This is a genomic window from Vreelandella aquamarina, assembly GCF_020075495.1.
In the GTDB taxonomy this organism is placed as follows: Bacteria; Pseudomonadota; Gammaproteobacteria; order Pseudomonadales; family Halomonadaceae; genus Vreelandella; species Vreelandella aquamarina_A.
The window spans coordinates 1-16592 of record NZ_JABYQT010000015.1; the positions used below are offsets into that span (position 1 = coordinate 1).

Below are 16592 nucleotides of genomic sequence, written 5' to 3' on the forward strand. Positions count from 1 at the left end.
AGCGGGAAGCAAGCTTCCCCTGTTACCGCTCGACTTGCATGTGTTAAGCCTGCCGCCAGCGTTCAATCTGAGCCATGATCAAACTCTTCAGTTTAAAATCATTGTGATCCTTACGTGCTGCCCGAAGACAACAAAAGCGGATCAAACTTGGCTCAAGGTTCAAACGAATTCACTGTGATACTTAATAAAAAGATAAAAAGTATCGATGTGTCGCTTGCCTTGATATTTGGTGACTTGTCACCCTCATCGGCAAACGCCCACATGAATTACCTGATCAAATTGTTAAAGAGCTGTTTCGCTGGAGACCTATCAATACCTGGCTCGATGACCGGAGCCGCTTGCCTCAGCGAGGAAGGCGTATTCTACGCATTTCCTGGTGTTTGTCAAGGGCGTTGTTTTCGATGTAAAACCTGCCGCATCCAAAACCGCTAACCAACTGACAAACCGAAGGTTTTCACCTTCACTCACCGCTGGTAACGCTGGGCGTCCCCGGCAGCGGATGCGTACTTTACGGATTCATTGCCGGTTGTGCAAGCGCTTTTTTAAAATAAAAAAGGCGGCAGGCATCTTCATGAGAAGAGAACCTGCCGCAAACCACCGATCAGAAAGCGTTTACTAGATTTCAAACCCCAGGCCGAAGTCTTCGCTGGAGATCGCCATCAGGCTTTGCGCTCCCGCCTTGATCATCTGCGCGTGTGCCTGAGTGCGCGGCAGCAGCCGTTGATAGTAGAAGCGCGCTGTATTCAGCTTGGCGGTATAGAACGCCTTGTCGTCACCTTCAAGCGAAACGGATGCCTGTTTGGCGGCGCGGGCAAAAAGATAGGCAAGCGCAACATAGCCGGAGTACATCAAGTAATCGACGCTTGCCGCCCCCACCTCTTCGCGATCCTGCATCGCCTTCATGCCGATACCCATGGTCAGCTCACCCCATTCAGCGTTGAGCTTGGCCAGCGGCTCGACGAACTCCTTGAGGGCGGGGTTATCAGCCTCAGCCTTACAGAACTTGTGGATCTCCTTGGTGAAGACCTTGAGCGATTCACCCTGACTCATCAGCACCTTGCGGCCCAGCAGGTCCAGCGCCTGAATGCCAGTCGTCCCTTCGTAGAGGCGCGTAATGCGCGCATCGCGCACCAGCTGCTCCATGCCCCACTCTTTGATGAAACCGTGGCCGCCAAAGATCTGCACACCTTCGTTGGTGCTTTCAAACCCTACTTCCGTCAGAAACGCCTTGACGATGGGCGTCAGCAGCCCGAGCAGCGTTTCGGCACGCTCCTGCTCTTCACCGGGCTGGCCGTGCTCCACGATATCGAGCATCTGCGCGGCGTACAGCACCAGCATGCGGCCACCTTCGGCAAAGGCCTTCTGGGTCAGCAGCATCCGGCGGACATCAGGGTGAACGATAATCGGATCAGCGGGCTTGTCCGGCGCCTGCTTACCGGAGAGTCCACGCATTTGCAGGCGATCACGGGCATAGCTCAGCGAATTCTGGAAGCTGGCTTCGATCAGCCCCAACCCCTGGATACCCACGCCAAGGCGGGCAGCGTTCATCATGGTGAACATGCACGCCAACCCCTTGTTGGGCGGGCCAACCAGGTAACCGGTCGCACCGTCGAAATTCATGACGCAGGTGGCGTTACCGTGAATTCCCATCTTGTGCTCGAGCGAACCGCAGGTAACACCGTTACGCTCACCCACGTTACCCTGAGCATCCGGCATGAACTTGGGCACGACGAACAGTGAAATGCCTTTGGAGCCTTCCGGCGCATCGGGCAGTTTCGCCAGCACCAGATGAACGATGTTCTCGGCCAGGTCATGCTCACCCGCCGAGATGAAGATCTTGGTACCGGTAATGGCGTAAGCGTCGCCTTCAGCAGGTACCGCGCGGGTCTTGATCAAGCCGAGGTCGGTGCCGCAGTGCGGCTCGGTCAGGCACATGGTACCGGTCCACACGCCTTCAACGAGCTTGGTCAGATAGGTGGCCTTCTGCTCATCGGTGCCGTGATGACGCAGGGCGTCGGCTGCGCCGTGGGAAAGCCCTGGATACATCCCCCAGGCCAGGTTGGTAGCGCAGATCATTTCCGAAAGCAGCATGGCCAGTGAGTGCGGTAGCCCTTGGCCACCGTGCTCCGGGTCAGCCGCAAGGCTAGGCCAGCCGCCTTCTACATATTGCTGATAGGCTTCCTTGAACCCTTTAGGCGCTTTTACTTCCCCACCCTCCAGGCGGCAGCCTTCAGCGTCGCCGCTCTGATTGATCGGCAGTAACACGTCGCGCGCAAAGCGCGCGCCTTCTTCCAGAATCGCGCTCACCACATCCGGCGACGCATCGTCATCTTTGGATAGGGCCGCGTAGTGGGCGGGATAATCAAGCATTTCGTCCATGACGAAACGCATATCGCGCAAGGGGGCCTGATAGCTGGGCATTGCACTTCTCCTGAACTGGGGGGCTGAAAGCCGGAACGCTTCACAGGCTTTCAAACACATGTTTGAAAATTAGCGCGCCCCGTCAGGCGAGTCAAGCGAGCGTTTGAATATAACCGACCTGAAGCGCCATTCTTTAGTCGAAGCCACCGGCTATAAAAAAGCCCGCCCACTGGGCAGGCTAGCCTTGAGCGTCGTGCAGCGCTCAGCTACTGCATACGAATACCGCCGTCCAGGCGAATCACCTCACCGTTAAGCATTGGGTTGGCAATGATCTGCTCGGCGAGCTGGGCAAACTCCTGGGCCCTGCCAAGGCGCTTGGGAAACGGCACGGCAGCAGCAAGCGCCTGAGCCGCTTCATCGGGAATCTCGCTCATCATGGGCGTCTCAAACACGCCAGGAGCAATGGCCATCACGCGGATGGCATGCCGTGAAAGCTCTCGCGCCGCGGGCAGACTCATGCCCACCACCCCTGCCTTGGATGCGCTATAGGCACACTGCCCTACCTGACCATCAAACGCCGCAATGGAGGCGGTATTGATGATCACCCCACGCTCGCCGCTATCCGCTGGCGTATTTTTCGCCATGGCCGCCGCTGCCAGGCGCATCACATTGAACGTACCTACCAGATTGATATGGATGGTCCTTGCATAGGCTTCCAGATCAGCCGGGCTGCCTTCACGGTCCACCAGCTTGGCAACGCTGACCACTCCCGCGCAGTGAACGACGCCGGCAAGCCCTTGCTCTTCGCTCAGGGCAACGGCCATATCGAACGCCTGCTGCATCTGCTCGGCCGAGGTGATATCCACTCGGCAGGCTCGGGCACTCTCGCCCAGACGCTCGGCAAGCGTCGTTACTTCTTCATTCAGATCACACAACATCACCCTGGCACCCGCCTTTGCCAGACGTTCAGCGGTGGCCGCGCCCAACCCCGAGGCGGCGCCGGTAATCAAGAACGTACGATCCTTTACCTGCATTGCAGCTCTCCTTGATGAATTACGGTATGTGGCGAACCTGATCGGCCGCCTGAGCGCGTAGCTTGAAGCGCTGAATCTTGCCGCTGGGGGTCTTGGGCAGCTCATCGACAAACTCGATCACTCGCGGGAACGCGTGAGTCGACAGGCGTTCGCGCACCTGCTGGCGAATCTCCTCTGCCAGTTCGTCGCTCGGCGTATATCCATCGCGCAGGACGATGTAGGACTTGATCACCTCGCCGCGAATGTCATCGGGCTGGCCAACTGCTGCAGACTCGGCCACCGCCGGGTGGGTCATGACGCTATTCTCCACATCCGTAGGCCCTACCCGATAGCCGGCGGTGGTAATGATATCGTCGTCACGACCGGCGAACTGGAAAGTGCCATCCGCGTTGCAAACCACCACATCGCCGGTCAGGTAGTAGCCGTTCACAAAGGGGTCTTTCTCCTGCCAGGTGTAACCCTGAAAGAAATGCGCAGGCGAGCGCTCGATATCCACGGCCAGCACACCAGGCTCCCCAGGCGGCAGCTCGTTGTACTCGGCATCCAGAATCGCCAGGCGATAGCCGGGCAGCGGCATGCCCATGCCGCCGACATGCTTGGGATGCTCGAGAGCGTGATGATTGTTGCAGGTCATGCCCGTTTCAGTCTGCCCGTAATGGTCCATGACCGAACAGCCCAATGACTTCTCGACCCAGTTGACCACCTCGGTATTCAGCGGCTCGCCCGCTGAACTTGCGGCACGCAAATCAAGCGTCCGATGGGCATCATCAAACAGTCCTGAAGCTTTCATCAATCGGTATGCCGTCGGCGCGGCGGCAAAATTGGTGATTCCGTGGCGCTTCATGAAGGCAAGTGCTCCTTCAGCGCTAAAGCCTGCCTCACAAAAATGCGTGGTAACGCCCAGCAGCAGCGGCCCGGCAATGGCGTAGTAAAGCCCGTAGGCCCACCCGGGGTCGGCCATGTTCCAGAAGCGATCCTCTTGTTGCAAATCAACCGCAAGCTCCATATACAGCGCAAACGCGGTCATCGCTGAAAGCGGCACCGCAACGCCCTTGGGTTTACCGACGGTGCCGGAGGTAAACATCTGCAAAAAAGGCGCTGACGGGGCAAGCCGGGGCGGTTTCTCGCTCATGGGTGCATGCGCCAGTGCCGCCTGCCAGTCCAGGTCGTCAGGGTGTTCACGGCTTGCCCCGCCCACGCTCAGTATCGGCGGGCACTGGCTCAGGCCATCAAACTTGTAGCGGTTAGCGTGATCGGTAATGACCAGCCGGGTATCTGCCCGGCTCAACCGATAGTCCACCGCGTCCGGGCCGAAGGCGGTAAATAGCGGCTGGTATACGCCCCCTATTCGCCAGACCGCCAGCACGGCCACCAACAGCGCTTTTGAACGGGGCAGCATGCAGGCAATGCGATCGCCCTTCTCGAGCCCCTGGGCCAGCAGCCAGCCCGCCAGCCTGGCGCTCTGCTCGTCCAGTTCGCGATAGGTCAGGGTATGGATTTCCCCGTGGGTATCTTCATGAACCAGCGCCAGCCCCTCGCCACGCCCGGAACGCACGTGGCGCCCGCAGCACGCCTCATAGGCATTGAGCTGACCATCTTGATGGTCATCAAGCGTCGATGTCACCTGATCGATGGAAAAGCGGTCAAGGTAGTCGGCATAGCCGGGAAGCGGTCGTGTTGTCGCTGTCATGGTGGCTCTCTTGTATTGTTGGTAGTGAGCAATCTGCAACGCGGGAGATCAACATCTAACCCTAGATTCATTCTTTCAGCTTACGTTAACGTAACCCTGTCGATAATTCTCAACGCTAAAAGCAAATGGCAGGAAGCGCAAGCGACGCGCCCTGTTTATGCGTTATACGTTGGTAGCGGGAAGCCCCACAGCGCCTAGCGCGCCATGATCATGCCTACCAGCTCATCGGCCAGGTCGTCCGGGGCGCGCGACCCATTGGGGTCATACCAGCGTACCGTCCAGTTCAGTGCGCCCAGTACAAAGCGCGATACCAGAAAGCGATCACCGTGGATCAACCCTGCACGCAGCGCGTCATCGATTACCTCTACCCACAGCGTCTCGTAGGCATCGCGCAGATGACTGAGGTGAGCACTGGCTGCCGGATCCAACCGGCGCCATTCGAACAGTGCCACCACATGCGCGTTGCGATCAGTAAACAGCGTTTTTAGATGCGCTCGCGCCATTGCCCGCAGACGCGCCTCAGGGTCCGGACCGCAGCGCTTGAGGGATTGACGCGCAATGGCCAGGGCATTCTGGGTGCCCTCTTCGATCACCGCGGCCAGAATTTCCTGCTTGTCCTTGAAATGGTGGAACAGGCTGCCTGACTTGATGCCCATTTCCTGAGCCAACATGCGCACAGTGGTGCGATCGAAACCCTCCTGAACGAACAGCTGGGCCGCCAGTCGGGTGAGCTCCTTGCGGCGAGGTGATTCATTCATTACATTCATATCATTCACACTAGCGCTTGCTTGGTTACTCAGGAGAAAACCACAGCCCCGGCAGCGGGTCAACGCATCGCTGGTGACGTCACACCACCACTTCATGTCATAAGCATAATAAATCTGAAGGAGTCAGCTCATGAGCAGCGCGAACGATATCGTGTTTCTTGCCGCCACTCGTACCCCCATGGGCGCCATGATGGGCAGCCTTTCCACCATGAGCGCCGCCGAGCTGGGCGCGGTGGCCATCAAGGAAGCCATCAAACGAGCCGGCATCGAACCCGGCGCCATCGATGAAGGCATCATGGGCTGCGTACTGCCCGCCGGTGTAAAGCAGGGGCCTGCCCGCCAGGCCATGCGTCAGGCGGGAATTCCCGATGCCATTGGCGCTACCACCATCAACAAGCTGTGCGGCTCGGGCATGAAGGCCGCCATGCTGGCTCACGATCTGATCAAGGTCGGCAGCGGCGACATTCTGCTGGCTGGCGGCATGGAATCGATGTCCAATGCCCCCCACGTGTTGACCAGGGCCCGTAGCGGTTACCGGCTAGGCCATGGCGAGCTCAAGGATCACATGTTTCTCGATGGGCTCGAGGATGCAGAAACCGGCAAGCTGATGGGCGTGTTTGCTCAGGATATCGCCACACAGCGCGGCTACACCCGCGAGCGCCTGGATGATTTCGCAATTGCTTCGCTTGAGCGCGCCATGACGGCCGCGAACGGCGGACATCTGGCAGCCGAAATGGCCCCGGTCATGGTTTCCACTCGCCAAGGCGAAACGCTGGTCGAGCACGATGAGCAGCCGTTTCAGGCAAAACTGGACAAGATCCGAGCACTGCGCCCCGCGTTTGCCAAAGACGGCACGATTACCGCAGCCAACGCGAGCTCGATTTCTGACGGCGCCTCGGCGCTGATTCTGGCAAGCCAGCACGCCGCCGAGCGCGTGAGCGCCAAACCGCTGGCCCGAATGCTCGGCCACGCCACCCACTCGCGCCATCCCAGCGAATTTACCATTGCCCCGGTAGGCGCGATTGAAAAGCTGATGAAGAAGCTCGATTGGCACGTCAGCGACGTCGACCTGTTCGAGATCAATGAAGCCTTCGCGGTAGTGACGCTGATGGCCATGGATGACCTGGGTTTGCCCCACGAAAAGGTCAACGTGTTCGGGGGTGCCTGCGCCCAAGGCCACCCCATCGGCTCGACCGGCTCGCGCATCATCGCCACGCTGATTCACGCACTGCGTACCAAAGGCGGTAAACGGGGTATCGCCAGCCTGTGTATCGGCGGCGGTGAAGCCACGGCAGTAGCGGTGGAACTGATCGATTGATCCGCCCGGCTGGCAGGACAAGGCATGAAGGCCAGCCGGGGTTAGAGGGGCCTTGCAGGTACTAGCCGAAACGGCCGGTAATGTAGTCGTGGGTGCGCTGATCCTGCGGGTTGGTAAATATCTGGTCGGTGCTGTCCACTTCTACCAGATCACCCATGTGGAAGAACGCGGTGCGGTCGGCTACCCGCGCGGCTTGCTGCATGTTGTGGGTCACCATCACGATGGTGTAGCTCTCGCTCAGCTCATCGATCAACTGCTCCACCTTGGCAGTGGCAATCGGATCCAGCGCGGAGCACGGTTCATCCATCAGAATGACATCCGGGCTGACCGCCACGGTACGCGCAATGCACAGCCGCTGCTGCTGGCCGCCGGACAGCCCTGTGCCGGGCTTGTCCAGACGATCCTTCACCTCGTCCCAGAGTCCCGCGCGGCGCAGGCTGCTCTCGACGATGTCATCAAGCTCCGCCTTGCGCCGGGCAAGCCCGTGCAGGCGTGGTCCGTAGGCGATGTTTTCGTAGATCGACTTGGGAAACGGGTTGGGCTTCTGAAACACGATGCCCACCTGCGCGCGCAGCAGTACCACGTCACGGTCCGCCGCGTAGATATCGTTGTCGTCCAGCGTGATCTTGCCCTCTACCCGACAGATATCGATGGTGTCGTTCATGCGGTTCAGGCAGCGCAGAAACGTCGACTTGCCGCAGCCCGAGGGGCCGATGAATGCCAGCACCTCGTTTTCATAGATATCCAGATCAATGCCGTTGATGGCTTGTGCATCACCGTAGAAGACCTTGACGCCCTGAGCGTTCATCTTCACCTTGTCCTTGGCCTTGCTCACACGGCTTTCACCGCTGCCAACGCTTACCGAAGATGTCGCCATGGGTTGTGCAGGAATATTCACTTACCACCTCGTCTCGAATTTTTTACGCAACCAGATCGCCAGTGCGTTCAAGCTCAGCATCAAGCCTAGCAGCACAATGATGGCCGCCGACGTGCGTGCTTCAAAGAAATTACGCAGTTCGTTGCCCTGCCATAGGTAGATCTGAACCGGCAGAGCCGTCGACTGTTCAAGCGGCGTTCCCGGCACGTTGGCCACAAACGCATTCATGCCGATCAGCAAAAGCGGCGCGGTTTCGCCCAGCGCCTGGGCCACGCCCAGAATGGAGCCGGTCAGGATACCGGGCAGCGCCAGGGGCAGCACATGATGAAATACCGTTTGCACCCTTGACGCGCCAATGCCCAGCGCCGCCTGGCGGATGGAAGGCGGAATGGAGCGCAGCGATGCCCGGGTCGCGATAATGATGGTCGGCAGGGTCATCAGCGTCAGCACCAGCCCCCCCACCAACGGCGCCGACAAGGGCAGGCGCAGATAGCCGATGAAGATCGATGCCCCGAGCAGACCAAAGACGATGGAGGGCACCGCTGCGAGGTTGTTGATATTGATCTCGATCAGGTCGGTCAGTCGGTTCTTGGGGGCAAACTCTTCCAGATAGATGGCGCTGGAAACCCCCAGAGGCACGGACAGCGCAATCACCACTATCATCATGAACAGCGAGCCCATGAAGGCACCGGCCAGGCCCGCCGAGGCCAGCGAACTGCGCGAATCGGTATTCAGAAACAGCGACGTGCTGAACGCATTGCGAATCACGCCCTGCTCTTCCAACTGATCGGCCCACCCACGGGTCTGCGCGCTGAGCTGCTGACGGGCATCAGGCAGGTCACGGCTGATGTTGCCCTTGAGCCAGACGTCCACGTTAGCGCTTGCCAGCATCTTGAGCTCGACGGTCTGGCCCAGCAGTGAAGGGTCTTCGATGAAGCGATCACGCAGCGCGTAGCGCTCGCCCGAGGTTACCAGCGCGCGCAGGTCGCGCAACTGGCGCGGCTCGACCTCTTCACCCAGCGCCTCTTCCAACGCGTTGTCGATCAGCGTCTGCCAGTTCACCAGTCCCGCCCGAGTCAGCCACTGGGAGTAGCGCTCGTTGAAGTCAAACTGGCTCTCGCCACGTTCTCGCTCGGGTTTTGGCTCGAGCTGTATCACTTCCGGGTCAAAGTAGACATCGGTATAGAACGTCGCCTGCCAGAAGGCCGGTACGCCGCGCATCAAAATGCTGACAAACAGAATGGCCACCAGCGTCATGCCGGTAACGACCGCCAGCAGCCCCATCCGCCGGAAGGCATTCTCCTTGCGGTGCCGCTTCGCCAGCGATTTTTCAATCGTCATGAGCCGGTGCTGACGACGCTGTTCAATCGATATGGACATGGTCACTTACTCGTATTGCTGGCGGTATTTACGCACGACAACCAGTGCGATGACGTTCAACCCTAGCGTAATGACAAACAGGGTCAGGCCGAGGGCAAAAGCCACCAGCGACTGGGGGCTGGCAAAATCCATGTCGCCGGTCAACTGGTTGACGATCGTCACGGTAATGGTCGAGACAGCCTCGAAGGGATTGGCATGCAGTACAGGATTATTGCCAGCCGCCAGCACCACGATCATGGTTTCACCGATAGCCCGGCTGGCAGCCAGCAAGAAGGCCCCCACAATACCGGGAAGCGCCGCAGGCAGTACCACCTGGCGAATCGTTTCCGACTTGGTCGCCCCCAGGCCGAGCGCCCCATCGCGCAGCGATTTTGGTACCTGGGTGATGATGTCGTCAGACAGCGAGGAAACGAATGGAATGATCATGATGCCCATGACCAGCCCCGCCGTCAGGGCGCTGGTCGTACGGATATTGATCCCGATGAGATCCCCCAGGCTGGAAAGGAACGGCCCCACCACGATCAGGGCAAAAAAGCCATAAACGATGGTCGGAATACCCGCGAGTATTTCGATCACCGGCTTGGCCACGTTACGTAGCCAGGGCGGCGCATACTCGGCCATGTAGATAGCGGTCATCAAGCCCACGGGGATAGCCACCAGCAGCGCAATGATGCTCACCATCATCGTTCCCCAGAGCAGCGGCAGCAGGCCGAACTCGCCCTGATTGCTGGACCCGGAGGTACTGAATCGCGGGTTCCAGGTCGTGCCGAAGAAGAACTCGACGGGGCTTATGAAGCTGAAAAACTTGAGCGCTTCCCCCAGCATGGAAAGCACGATACCGATGGTGGTAAAGATGGCCACCGCGGAGCTTGCCGCCAAGGCGACCATGATGACCCGCTCGACCTGGTTACGGGCACGCCAGTTGGGGGATATGCGCCGCCGAGCAACGATCAACCCCACCACGACCAGCACCGCCATCAAGGCAACCAGACTGAAGTTTTCAATGGTTTGAAGTCTTGCCATGTGCGCCGCGGCGTCAAGCTCCTCAGGGCTCCCGCCCCCGGCCACTCCCCGCCCATCGGCCAGCGCCGTCACACGACGCAGGACAGTTTGCAATTCACGATCACTGAGTCCGGCGACCAGGTCGGCCGGCAACTGCTGGGTAACCAGCATGTCGATCAGCTGTGGCGCCAGAAAGGACCACAGCAGAAAAATGGCCAGTGCCGGCAGGCCACACCACAGGGCGACCAGCACGCCGTAATAACCGGGGCGCGAATGCATTCGTACATCGTGCTCTGCCGCAACCGCGCGACTGCGGGTCAAGCCCAGGTGGTATGCCAAAGCCATCATTACCAGCAGCGTGGCTATCAAGGCAAGGTTGCTCATTATTTCTCCGCCTTTGACTTGCTACGTTTAAACGCCGGCATCACTGCTGCGATGCCGGCGTGAAAACAGACCTGATTAACGTAAAAGCCTGAACCGTTCAGCTTACTCGGCGGTAGCAACTGTACGTGATTCGAACTTCTCAAGCGCTTCGGCGCGCTCTTCTTCATCCATCGGGATGAGACCGGCGTCTTCCAGCGGGCTGCCGTAGCCAGAGGTCATGTCGTTCAGGAAGAATTCGGTGTACTCGGCCAGGCCCGGGATCACATCCAGGTGCTCGCCCTTCACGTAGAAGAACAGCGGACGGGAAACCGGATACTCGCCAGAGCCAATGGTTTCCAGGCTGGGCGTTACGCCATCAACGGTCGCCACTTGCAGGCGGTCACGGTTCTGGTCGTAGAAGCTCAGACCGAATACACCTACCGCGTCTTCCTGGGCGTCAAGGCGGGCCAGGGTTTCGGTATAGTCGCCGGCGATTTCCACGATACGGCCATCACCACGCAGGTTGTTACAGGCGTCGTCTTCCACTTCCGCCACGGTATCACAACCGGGGTGAATCACTTTCTCTTCGAAGACTTCACGAGTGCCGTGGTTGGAGGCCGGGATGACCAGCACGATTTCCTGGTCCGGCAGGCTCGAGTCGATTTCAGACCAGCGGGTATAGGGGTTGTCCACCAGCTCGCCATCCTGGGGCAGCTGGGCCGCGGCCGCCTTGAAGACGTGCTCGGGCGTCAGGGCGAACTCGGCACGGTCAAGGCGTGAGGCGAACACGATACCGTCATAGCCGAATTTCACTTCAAGAATTTCGTTGACGCCGTTCTCGGCGCAGCTTTCGATTTCACCACTGCGAATAGGACGTGACGCATTGGCGATGTCGATGGTGTTTTCGCCAACGCCCTGACAGAACTGGCGCAGGCCGCCGCTTGAGCCACCAGAGCCAACCACCGGCGTGTTGAACTCAGCATAAGTGTTGCCAAATTCCTCGGCGACGATACTCGCAAACGGCAGTACGGTAGAAGATCCCGCAATCTGGATGGTATCGCGCGCCATGGCGGCGGTTGAAACACAGGCGGCTAGACCGGCGACGACTGCAACACTTAGCGCATGCTTTTTCACGTTGTGTTCCCCTCTGGTTTGATATCCGGCCAGCTACTGCCTACCGGAATAATTGGCCCGTTGGCCGTTCACATCGAGGAGTGTGCACACAAAGGATTGCAGAAATGTGACAGCCATAAAAATCTTGATGATTCAGACACAATGGCAGTTGCCGTTCGCTACATCGCCAAGTCTGCATCGATCCGAAAACAAGCATCGCGGACACGCAAAACTGCAACATAACCTGCTTAGTCTCTGTTTCGTGAGCCTTACCAAGACGAATCTCTGGGGACGTCATGAACGTTAACGCCTTGAAAAATCTTCCCTTACGCTGGTTAAGCCTGTCAGCGCTCGCTCTGGTCGCCCTGTGCGTGCTGACATTTGCCCTCATTACCTGGAGCGTGATGCAGCAGAGTCAGCGCGATCTGGCAGCGCTGGAGCAGGTCAATGTTCAGCAATCATCATCGCTCAACAGGCTGCATATCGCAGGGCTGGAGGGCCTTCATCGCCTGGACCGGGCGCTTGAGCGTCAGTTGCGCCCCTCCCTTGGTGACCCGGTCGAGGCGCTTGAAGCAGTCGAGCATGAACTCTCGGAAATGGCGCAATCGCTGGCGACCTTCCTGGCAGCCACTGCCGATACTCCCCATGACACCTTGCGCGATGCCATCGAACAGCAGGCGTCAGCGCTGATCGCCACCATGCATGAGCAGCTCGGTGCCGTTAAGATGGGTGATCGCGGCGGCTACCGGCAGTTAACACTGGATGCGCTGACCCATAGCCAGGCCTTCAGCAAAGAAGCACGCGCCTTTTACCAACTGGCCGATCATCAGGGAACGAGCCTGATGAGCGCTGCCGAACGGCGCGCTCATGGCGTTGGCCAACTGCTGCTCTTGGGCATCGCCGTTGCGCTTGGCCTTCTGGGAATGATGGCCTGGGTGGGCCAGCGTCACGTTCTCTTGCCTATCAACCGCCTGATCCATCACTTTCGCACCATGGCGGCAGGCGATTTGAGCACGTCCGTTCCCGATCAGGGTAACAATGAAATAGGCCAGCTTTACCAGGCACTTGATCATATGCAGCGCGCCTTGATCGAGACCGTTTCCGAGCTGCACGGCAACAGCCGACATATATTCGACAGCGCCCAGCGCCTGGCATTGGGCAATGAGGACCTGGCTATCCGCACCCGCCAGCAGAACGCTTCCCACGAAGCCACGGCAGCCAATCTGGATGAATTGACGGAAAACGTGGCAACCACCGCCGGTTACGCTGCCGATGCCAACGGTCTCACGCTCAAGGCAGCTACCCAGACCCAGCAAGGCAGCCAGATCATGGCCGAGTTCTTGACGACCATGCAGGAAATCCATGCGCGTTCCAAAAAGGTCGACGAGATCGTCAACGTCATCGATACCATTGCCTTTCAAACCAACATTCTGGCACTGAATGCCTCGGTGGAAGCGGCACGCGCCGGTGAACAGGGCAAGGGGTTTGCCGTGGTAGCCGATGAAGTGCGCGCGCTCGCGTCCCGAAGCGCCGACGCCGCGCGCCAGATCCAGACACTGCTGGCCGCATCGGCCAGCAGCATCGAGCAAGGCCACGCCCTTTCAGCTCAGGCTGGCCAGGGAATGCAGGCGATCGTGGAATCTGCCGAGCAGGCCAATAGCATCATGCGCCAGATTGCCGATGCCGCCAGCGAACAGCACCGGCACATTGAACATCTCAACAGTACGCTTCACGAGCAGACTCAGGTCAGCCGTGCCAACGCCCGTCAGGTCGAAACCACCGCTCAAGATGCCATGTCGCTGGAAGCCGCTGCCGAGCGAATGCGCGAACAGGCAGCGCGCTTCAAGATCGACCGTGACACGCTTGACGGTGGCTTTACCTGGCAGGCTTCCCGGAAGGACGCACCAACGCCTGCATCGGAAGATATTCAGCGTGCGCCAGCCTTGCTACAGTAAGGGACTACTTACGCAAGGAGCACCGCATGGCCACCAGCCTTCTGACTCAACTCAAAGACATGACGTCGGTTGTCGCCGACACGGGCGATCTGGAAGCGATCCGCCGTTTTGCCCCCCAGGATGCGACCACCAATCCGTCGCTGATTCTCCAGGCCGCCCAGCAGGAGGCGCGTCGCGCGCGCCTTGCCGCCATCGCCAAGGAGAGCACCGATATCGACGATGCCGCCGATCGGGTGGCCGTCGAGATCGGTAGTGAAATAAGCGAACTGGTGCCGGGATATGTCTCGACCGAAGTCAACGCAAGGCTTTCGTTTGATCGTGATGCCACCGTCGCCCGTGCGCACTCGCTGATCGAGCGCTACGCTCAGAAGGGTGTGGCTGCCGAGCGTATCCTGATCAAGATGGCATCTACCTGGGAAGGTATCCAGGCTGCCCAGCAGCTCGAACGCGAAGGTATCCGCACCAACCTGACACTGCTGTTTGGCTTTGCCCAGGCTCAGGCGTGTGCCGATGCCGGGGTCACGCTGATCTCGCCATTCGTCGGCCGCATTCTGGACTGGCACAAGACGCGCCAGCCGGACGCCGACTTTTCCGGTGACAACGACCCGGGCGTGCAGTCCGTCAAGCAGATCTACAACTACTTCAAGGGTCACGGCTACGCTACCATCGTGATGGGCGCAAGCTTTCGCAACATCGGGGAGATTACTGCCCTGGCCGGCTGCGACCGCCTGACCATTTCGCCGGCCCTGCTCAATGAGCTCGATGAACAGCATGGCGAGCTTGCTCGCAAGCTGACCCCGCTAGGTGCCAGCAGTTCGGTCGAAGAAGCGCTGACGCAAAGCGACTTCCGCTGGGCCATGAACGAAGATGAAATGGCCTCTGACAAGCTGGCAGAAGGCATTCGCAAGTTCATGGCCGACCAGCGCAAGCTGGAAGAACTGCTGGCTACATTGCGTAAATCGTAAGGCCACGTCCGGTCAGGCATTACCGGCTGGAAATGATGAAAGCCCCCGACAGGGGGCTTTTTGTGTTAAAGCTCGGCGTTCTGGGCTTCCAGCATTTCGACCAGCGGCTGGAACTGCTCCCGATTATGCTCGTTCATGTGCATCAAGATACGGTGCGCTTCTAGAATACGCTCACGCAGCGCCCGCTCATCGGCAGGCTCCTCAGGCAAGTCGATCAGCCCTTCATCAAGTGCAGATGCCTGTTGAAGGGGTGCCTCCATCAACGTAAAAAAACGCGCAAACCCCATCACATCGAGCATCTTGCGTACATCGGGGTTATCGACAATGATCGTTGGCGGGTGGGCCAGGCGCCCTTTCACGGCCATGGCAACCTTGGCCAGAAAGCCAAGGGCTGTGGAATCAACGTTCGTTGCCTCGCGCAGGTCGATCATGACCGCGCGCAGTCCTGGCGTCTGGGCAAGGTGTTGCGCCTGGGTATCGAGCGTGGCACACAGCGTCAGACGCACGTCACCACACAGCTTCAGGACGAAAACACCAGAATCGAACGCCGCTTTGATACGGCCTTCTTCAATCAGCATGACCAAATCCGCTCACCATCATGATTGTCAGATCATCGGGTAAAGCATCGCGGTCTTGGTTCGCCTCATCAATTGCGCCTCCTTCTGCCAGGAGTGCATTCGTCTGGGCTAGCCGGTCGCGCAACTGCTCAAGCGTGACACTTTCGCTTATCAATTGCTCAAGCTCCTTGAGCCGCGTGTCGAGCGTATTACCCGGCAAGCATTCCAATACACCGTCTGAACACAGCCACAGGCGAAATTCATCCGGTAGAGCACAGCTGAGCGAAGGATACTCGATATCAGGGAAAAGACCTACCGGCATCCCCTCTCCCTCGAGCCTGACGAGCGTGTCGCGGGCTGCCAGCATCGGCATCGGCAGCTGTGCGCCGAGCGAATAGTGAAGGGTATGCGTCTCATGGTCAATAACCCCGACGAACAGGGTCGCGTGCTTGCCTATGTCGGTATCCTGCAACTCCCGATTCATGGCCGCCAGCCAATCAGGTGCAAGGCGCTCTGGCTGCTTGCCATCCCACTCGTTGAGCCAGCGATTGCACAGATATTTCAACAGCACCGTGACGAATGCCGATGACGCGCCGTGCCCGGATACATCGGCAAAATAGAACGCGCTGTAGCGCTCGTTATAGCGCTGATAATCCAGAAAATCCCCGGACAGGTAGAGCGAAGGCGCAAACCAGTAATCATAATAGACACGGTTGATCGTCTTGGGACGCGCCGGCAGCAGCCGACGCTGGATATGCCCCCCACTCTGCTGGTCCATGCGCAGAAGCGCCAGATGTGTCTCCAGACTCTCGTTGAGCTCCGCCAGGCGCTCACGATCACGGTCGCGCTCGATAGCCAGGGCATTGAGCTCGATCGCCTTGCGGATCATTCGCCGCAGCAGTTCCGTATGGCGCAGCGGATGCACGATATAGTCGACCAGGCCAATATCGATTGCCTTGATAAGATCCGCATCTTCACGTGAATCGCTGACCACCAGGGTAGGCAGGCGCCGCGTCAGCTGTGACCACTGCTGACGCGGCACCGCATGCGCATGAGCCACGATCAACGTGGTGGTCGCCGGCAAATGACCGATATCAGACGCTGCATACACGCACATGTCGTCGCAGGTGATCGCCTCTGCCAACGCGTTACGCTCGGGGCCGGGCTCAGCGATGACCGCAATCAGCTGCTTGGAATGCTCCATATCAAG

The 16592-nt window shown here is 59.1% G+C and carries 13 protein-coding genes and 1 rRNA gene; 3 read left to right on the forward strand and 11 right to left on the reverse strand.

The window, feature by feature from the left end; all coding sequences use genetic code 11:
• From HW452_RS16040 to HW452_RS16060, 5 genes are all read right to left on the reverse strand, one after another.
• Nucleotides 1–94, reverse strand: a 16S ribosomal RNA gene (locus HW452_RS16040); the annotation flags it as partial.
• A 521-nt stretch (nucleotides 95–615) separates the two neighbouring features.
• Complete coding sequence (locus HW452_RS16045) at nucleotides 616–2421, reverse strand: acyl-CoA dehydrogenase C-terminal domain-containing protein (RefSeq protein WP_224107109.1); 1806 nt, start codon at nucleotides 2419–2421, stop codon at nucleotides 616–618.
• A gap of 206 nt (nucleotides 2422–2627) precedes the next feature.
• A complete protein-coding gene (locus HW452_RS16050; RefSeq protein ID WP_224107110.1) occupies nucleotides 2628–3395 on the reverse strand; it encodes an SDR family NAD(P)-dependent oxidoreductase in 768 nt (255 codons plus the stop codon).
• A 19-nt stretch (nucleotides 3396–3414) separates the two neighbouring features.
• On the reverse strand, nucleotides 3415–5085 hold the full coding sequence (locus HW452_RS16055) for an AMP-binding protein (protein ID WP_224107111.1): 1671 nt from the start codon (nucleotides 5083–5085) through the stop codon (nucleotides 3415–3417).
• A gap of 194 nt (nucleotides 5086–5279) precedes the next feature.
• The gene (locus tag HW452_RS16060) at nucleotides 5280–5843 is read right to left on the reverse strand and encodes a TetR/AcrR family transcriptional regulator (protein ID WP_224107112.1); all 564 of its coding nucleotides are present in this window, start codon (nucleotides 5841–5843) and stop codon (nucleotides 5280–5282) included.
• Between the two features lie 139 nt (nucleotides 5844–5982).
• On the opposite strand from HW452_RS16060, the gene HW452_RS16065 reads away from it, so the two are divergent.
• Nucleotides 5983–7170 carry an acetyl-CoA C-acyltransferase gene (locus HW452_RS16065; RefSeq protein ID WP_224107113.1) on the forward strand — a complete coding sequence of 396 codons (1188 nt, stop codon included), beginning with the start codon at nucleotides 5983–5985 and terminating at the stop codon, nucleotides 7168–7170.
• Between the two features lie 61 nt (nucleotides 7171–7231).
• Here the strand turns inward: HW452_RS16065 and pstB are convergent, their stop codons facing one another.
• From pstB to HW452_RS16085, 4 genes are all read right to left on the reverse strand, one after another.
• Nucleotides 7232–8047, reverse strand: coding sequence for a phosphate ABC transporter ATP-binding protein PstB (gene pstB, locus HW452_RS16070; protein WP_425348118.1), 816 nt, complete (start codon nucleotides 8045–8047; stop codon nucleotides 7232–7234).
• Nucleotides 8048–8068: 21 nt separating this feature from the next.
• Nucleotides 8069–9427, reverse strand: coding sequence for a phosphate ABC transporter permease PstA (pstA, locus tag HW452_RS16075; RefSeq protein WP_224107114.1), 1359 nt, complete (start codon nucleotides 9425–9427; stop codon nucleotides 8069–8071).
• 6 nt (nucleotides 9428–9433) lie between these two features.
• Nucleotides 9434–10813 (reverse strand): phosphate ABC transporter permease subunit PstC, encoded by a 1380-nt coding sequence (gene pstC, locus HW452_RS16080; protein ID WP_224107115.1) that lies wholly within the window; start codon nucleotides 10811–10813, stop codon nucleotides 9434–9436.
• Between the two features lie 102 nt (nucleotides 10814–10915).
• Entirely contained in the window at nucleotides 10916–11926 is a 1011-nt protein-coding gene (locus HW452_RS16085; RefSeq protein ID WP_224107116.1) for a substrate-binding domain-containing protein, read from the reverse strand.
• Between the two features lie 275 nt (nucleotides 11927–12201).
• Between HW452_RS16085 and HW452_RS16090 the strand changes: the two genes are divergently transcribed.
• Together HW452_RS16090 and tal are read left to right on the forward strand one after the other, a co-directional pair.
• Nucleotides 12202–13860: a methyl-accepting chemotaxis protein gene (locus tag HW452_RS16090; protein ID WP_224107117.1), complete on the forward strand. Its 1659-nt coding sequence runs from the start codon at nucleotides 12202–12204 to the stop codon at nucleotides 13858–13860.
• A 26-nt stretch (nucleotides 13861–13886) separates the two neighbouring features.
• Entirely contained in the window at nucleotides 13887–14825 is a 939-nt protein-coding gene (tal, locus tag HW452_RS16095) for a transaldolase (protein WP_224107118.1), read from the forward strand.
• A gap of 65 nt (nucleotides 14826–14890) precedes the next feature.
• On the opposite strand, the gene HW452_RS16100 is transcribed toward tal, so the two are convergent.
• Nucleotides 14891–15403: an STAS domain-containing protein gene (locus HW452_RS16100; RefSeq protein ID WP_224107119.1), complete on the reverse strand. Its 513-nt coding sequence runs from the start codon at nucleotides 15401–15403 to the stop codon at nucleotides 14891–14893.
• The gene (locus tag HW452_RS16105; RefSeq protein ID WP_224107120.1) at nucleotides 15393–16586 is read right to left on the reverse strand and encodes a PP2C family protein-serine/threonine phosphatase; all 1194 of its coding nucleotides are present in this window, start codon (nucleotides 16584–16586) and stop codon (nucleotides 15393–15395) included. Before HW452_RS16105 ends, HW452_RS16100 begins: the two co-directional genes overlap by 11 nt.
• Between the last annotated feature and the right edge of the window lie 6 nt (nucleotides 16587–16592).

What these genes read in the sequence shown, in the direction of transcription:
- HW452_RS16045 (WP_224107109.1), bottom strand. Translation starts at nt 2,421, where the DNA reads ATGCCCAGCTATCAGGCCCCCTTGCGCGATATGCGTTTCGTCATGGAC.
- HW452_RS16050 (WP_224107110.1), bottom strand. Translation starts at nt 3,395, where the DNA reads ATGCAGGTAAAGGATCGTACGTTCTTGATTACCGGCGCCGCCTCGGGG.
- HW452_RS16055 (WP_224107111.1), bottom strand. Translation starts at nt 5,085, where the DNA reads ATGACAGCGACAACACGACCGCTTCCCGGCTATGCCGACTACCTTGAC.
- HW452_RS16060 (WP_224107112.1), bottom strand. Translation starts at nt 5,843, where the DNA reads ATGAATGAATCACCTCGCCGCAAGGAGCTCACCCGACTGGCGGCCCAG.
- HW452_RS16065 (WP_224107113.1), top strand. Translation starts at nt 5,983, where the DNA reads ATGAGCAGCGCGAACGATATCGTGTTTCTTGCCGCCACTCGTACCCCC.
- pstB (WP_425348118.1), bottom strand. Translation starts at nt 8,047, where the DNA reads ATGGCGACATCTTCGGTAAGCGTTGGCAGCGGTGAAAGCCGTGTGAGC.
- pstA (WP_224107114.1), bottom strand. Translation starts at nt 9,427, where the DNA reads ATGTCCATATCGATTGAACAGCGTCGTCAGCACCGGCTCATGACGATT.
- pstC (WP_224107115.1), bottom strand. Translation starts at nt 10,813, where the DNA reads ATGAGCAACCTTGCCTTGATAGCCACGCTGCTGGTAATGATGGCTTTG.
- HW452_RS16090 (WP_224107117.1), top strand. Translation starts at nt 12,202, where the DNA reads ATGAACGTTAACGCCTTGAAAAATCTTCCCTTACGCTGGTTAAGCCTG.
- tal (WP_224107118.1), top strand. Translation starts at nt 13,887, where the DNA reads ATGGCCACCAGCCTTCTGACTCAACTCAAAGACATGACGTCGGTTGTC.
- HW452_RS16100 (WP_224107119.1), bottom strand. Translation starts at nt 15,403, where the DNA reads ATGCTGATTGAAGAAGGCCGTATCAAAGCGGCGTTCGATTCTGGTGTT.
- HW452_RS16105 (WP_224107120.1), bottom strand. Translation starts at nt 16,586, where the DNA reads ATGGAGCATTCCAAGCAGCTGATTGCGGTCATCGCTGAGCCCGGCCCC.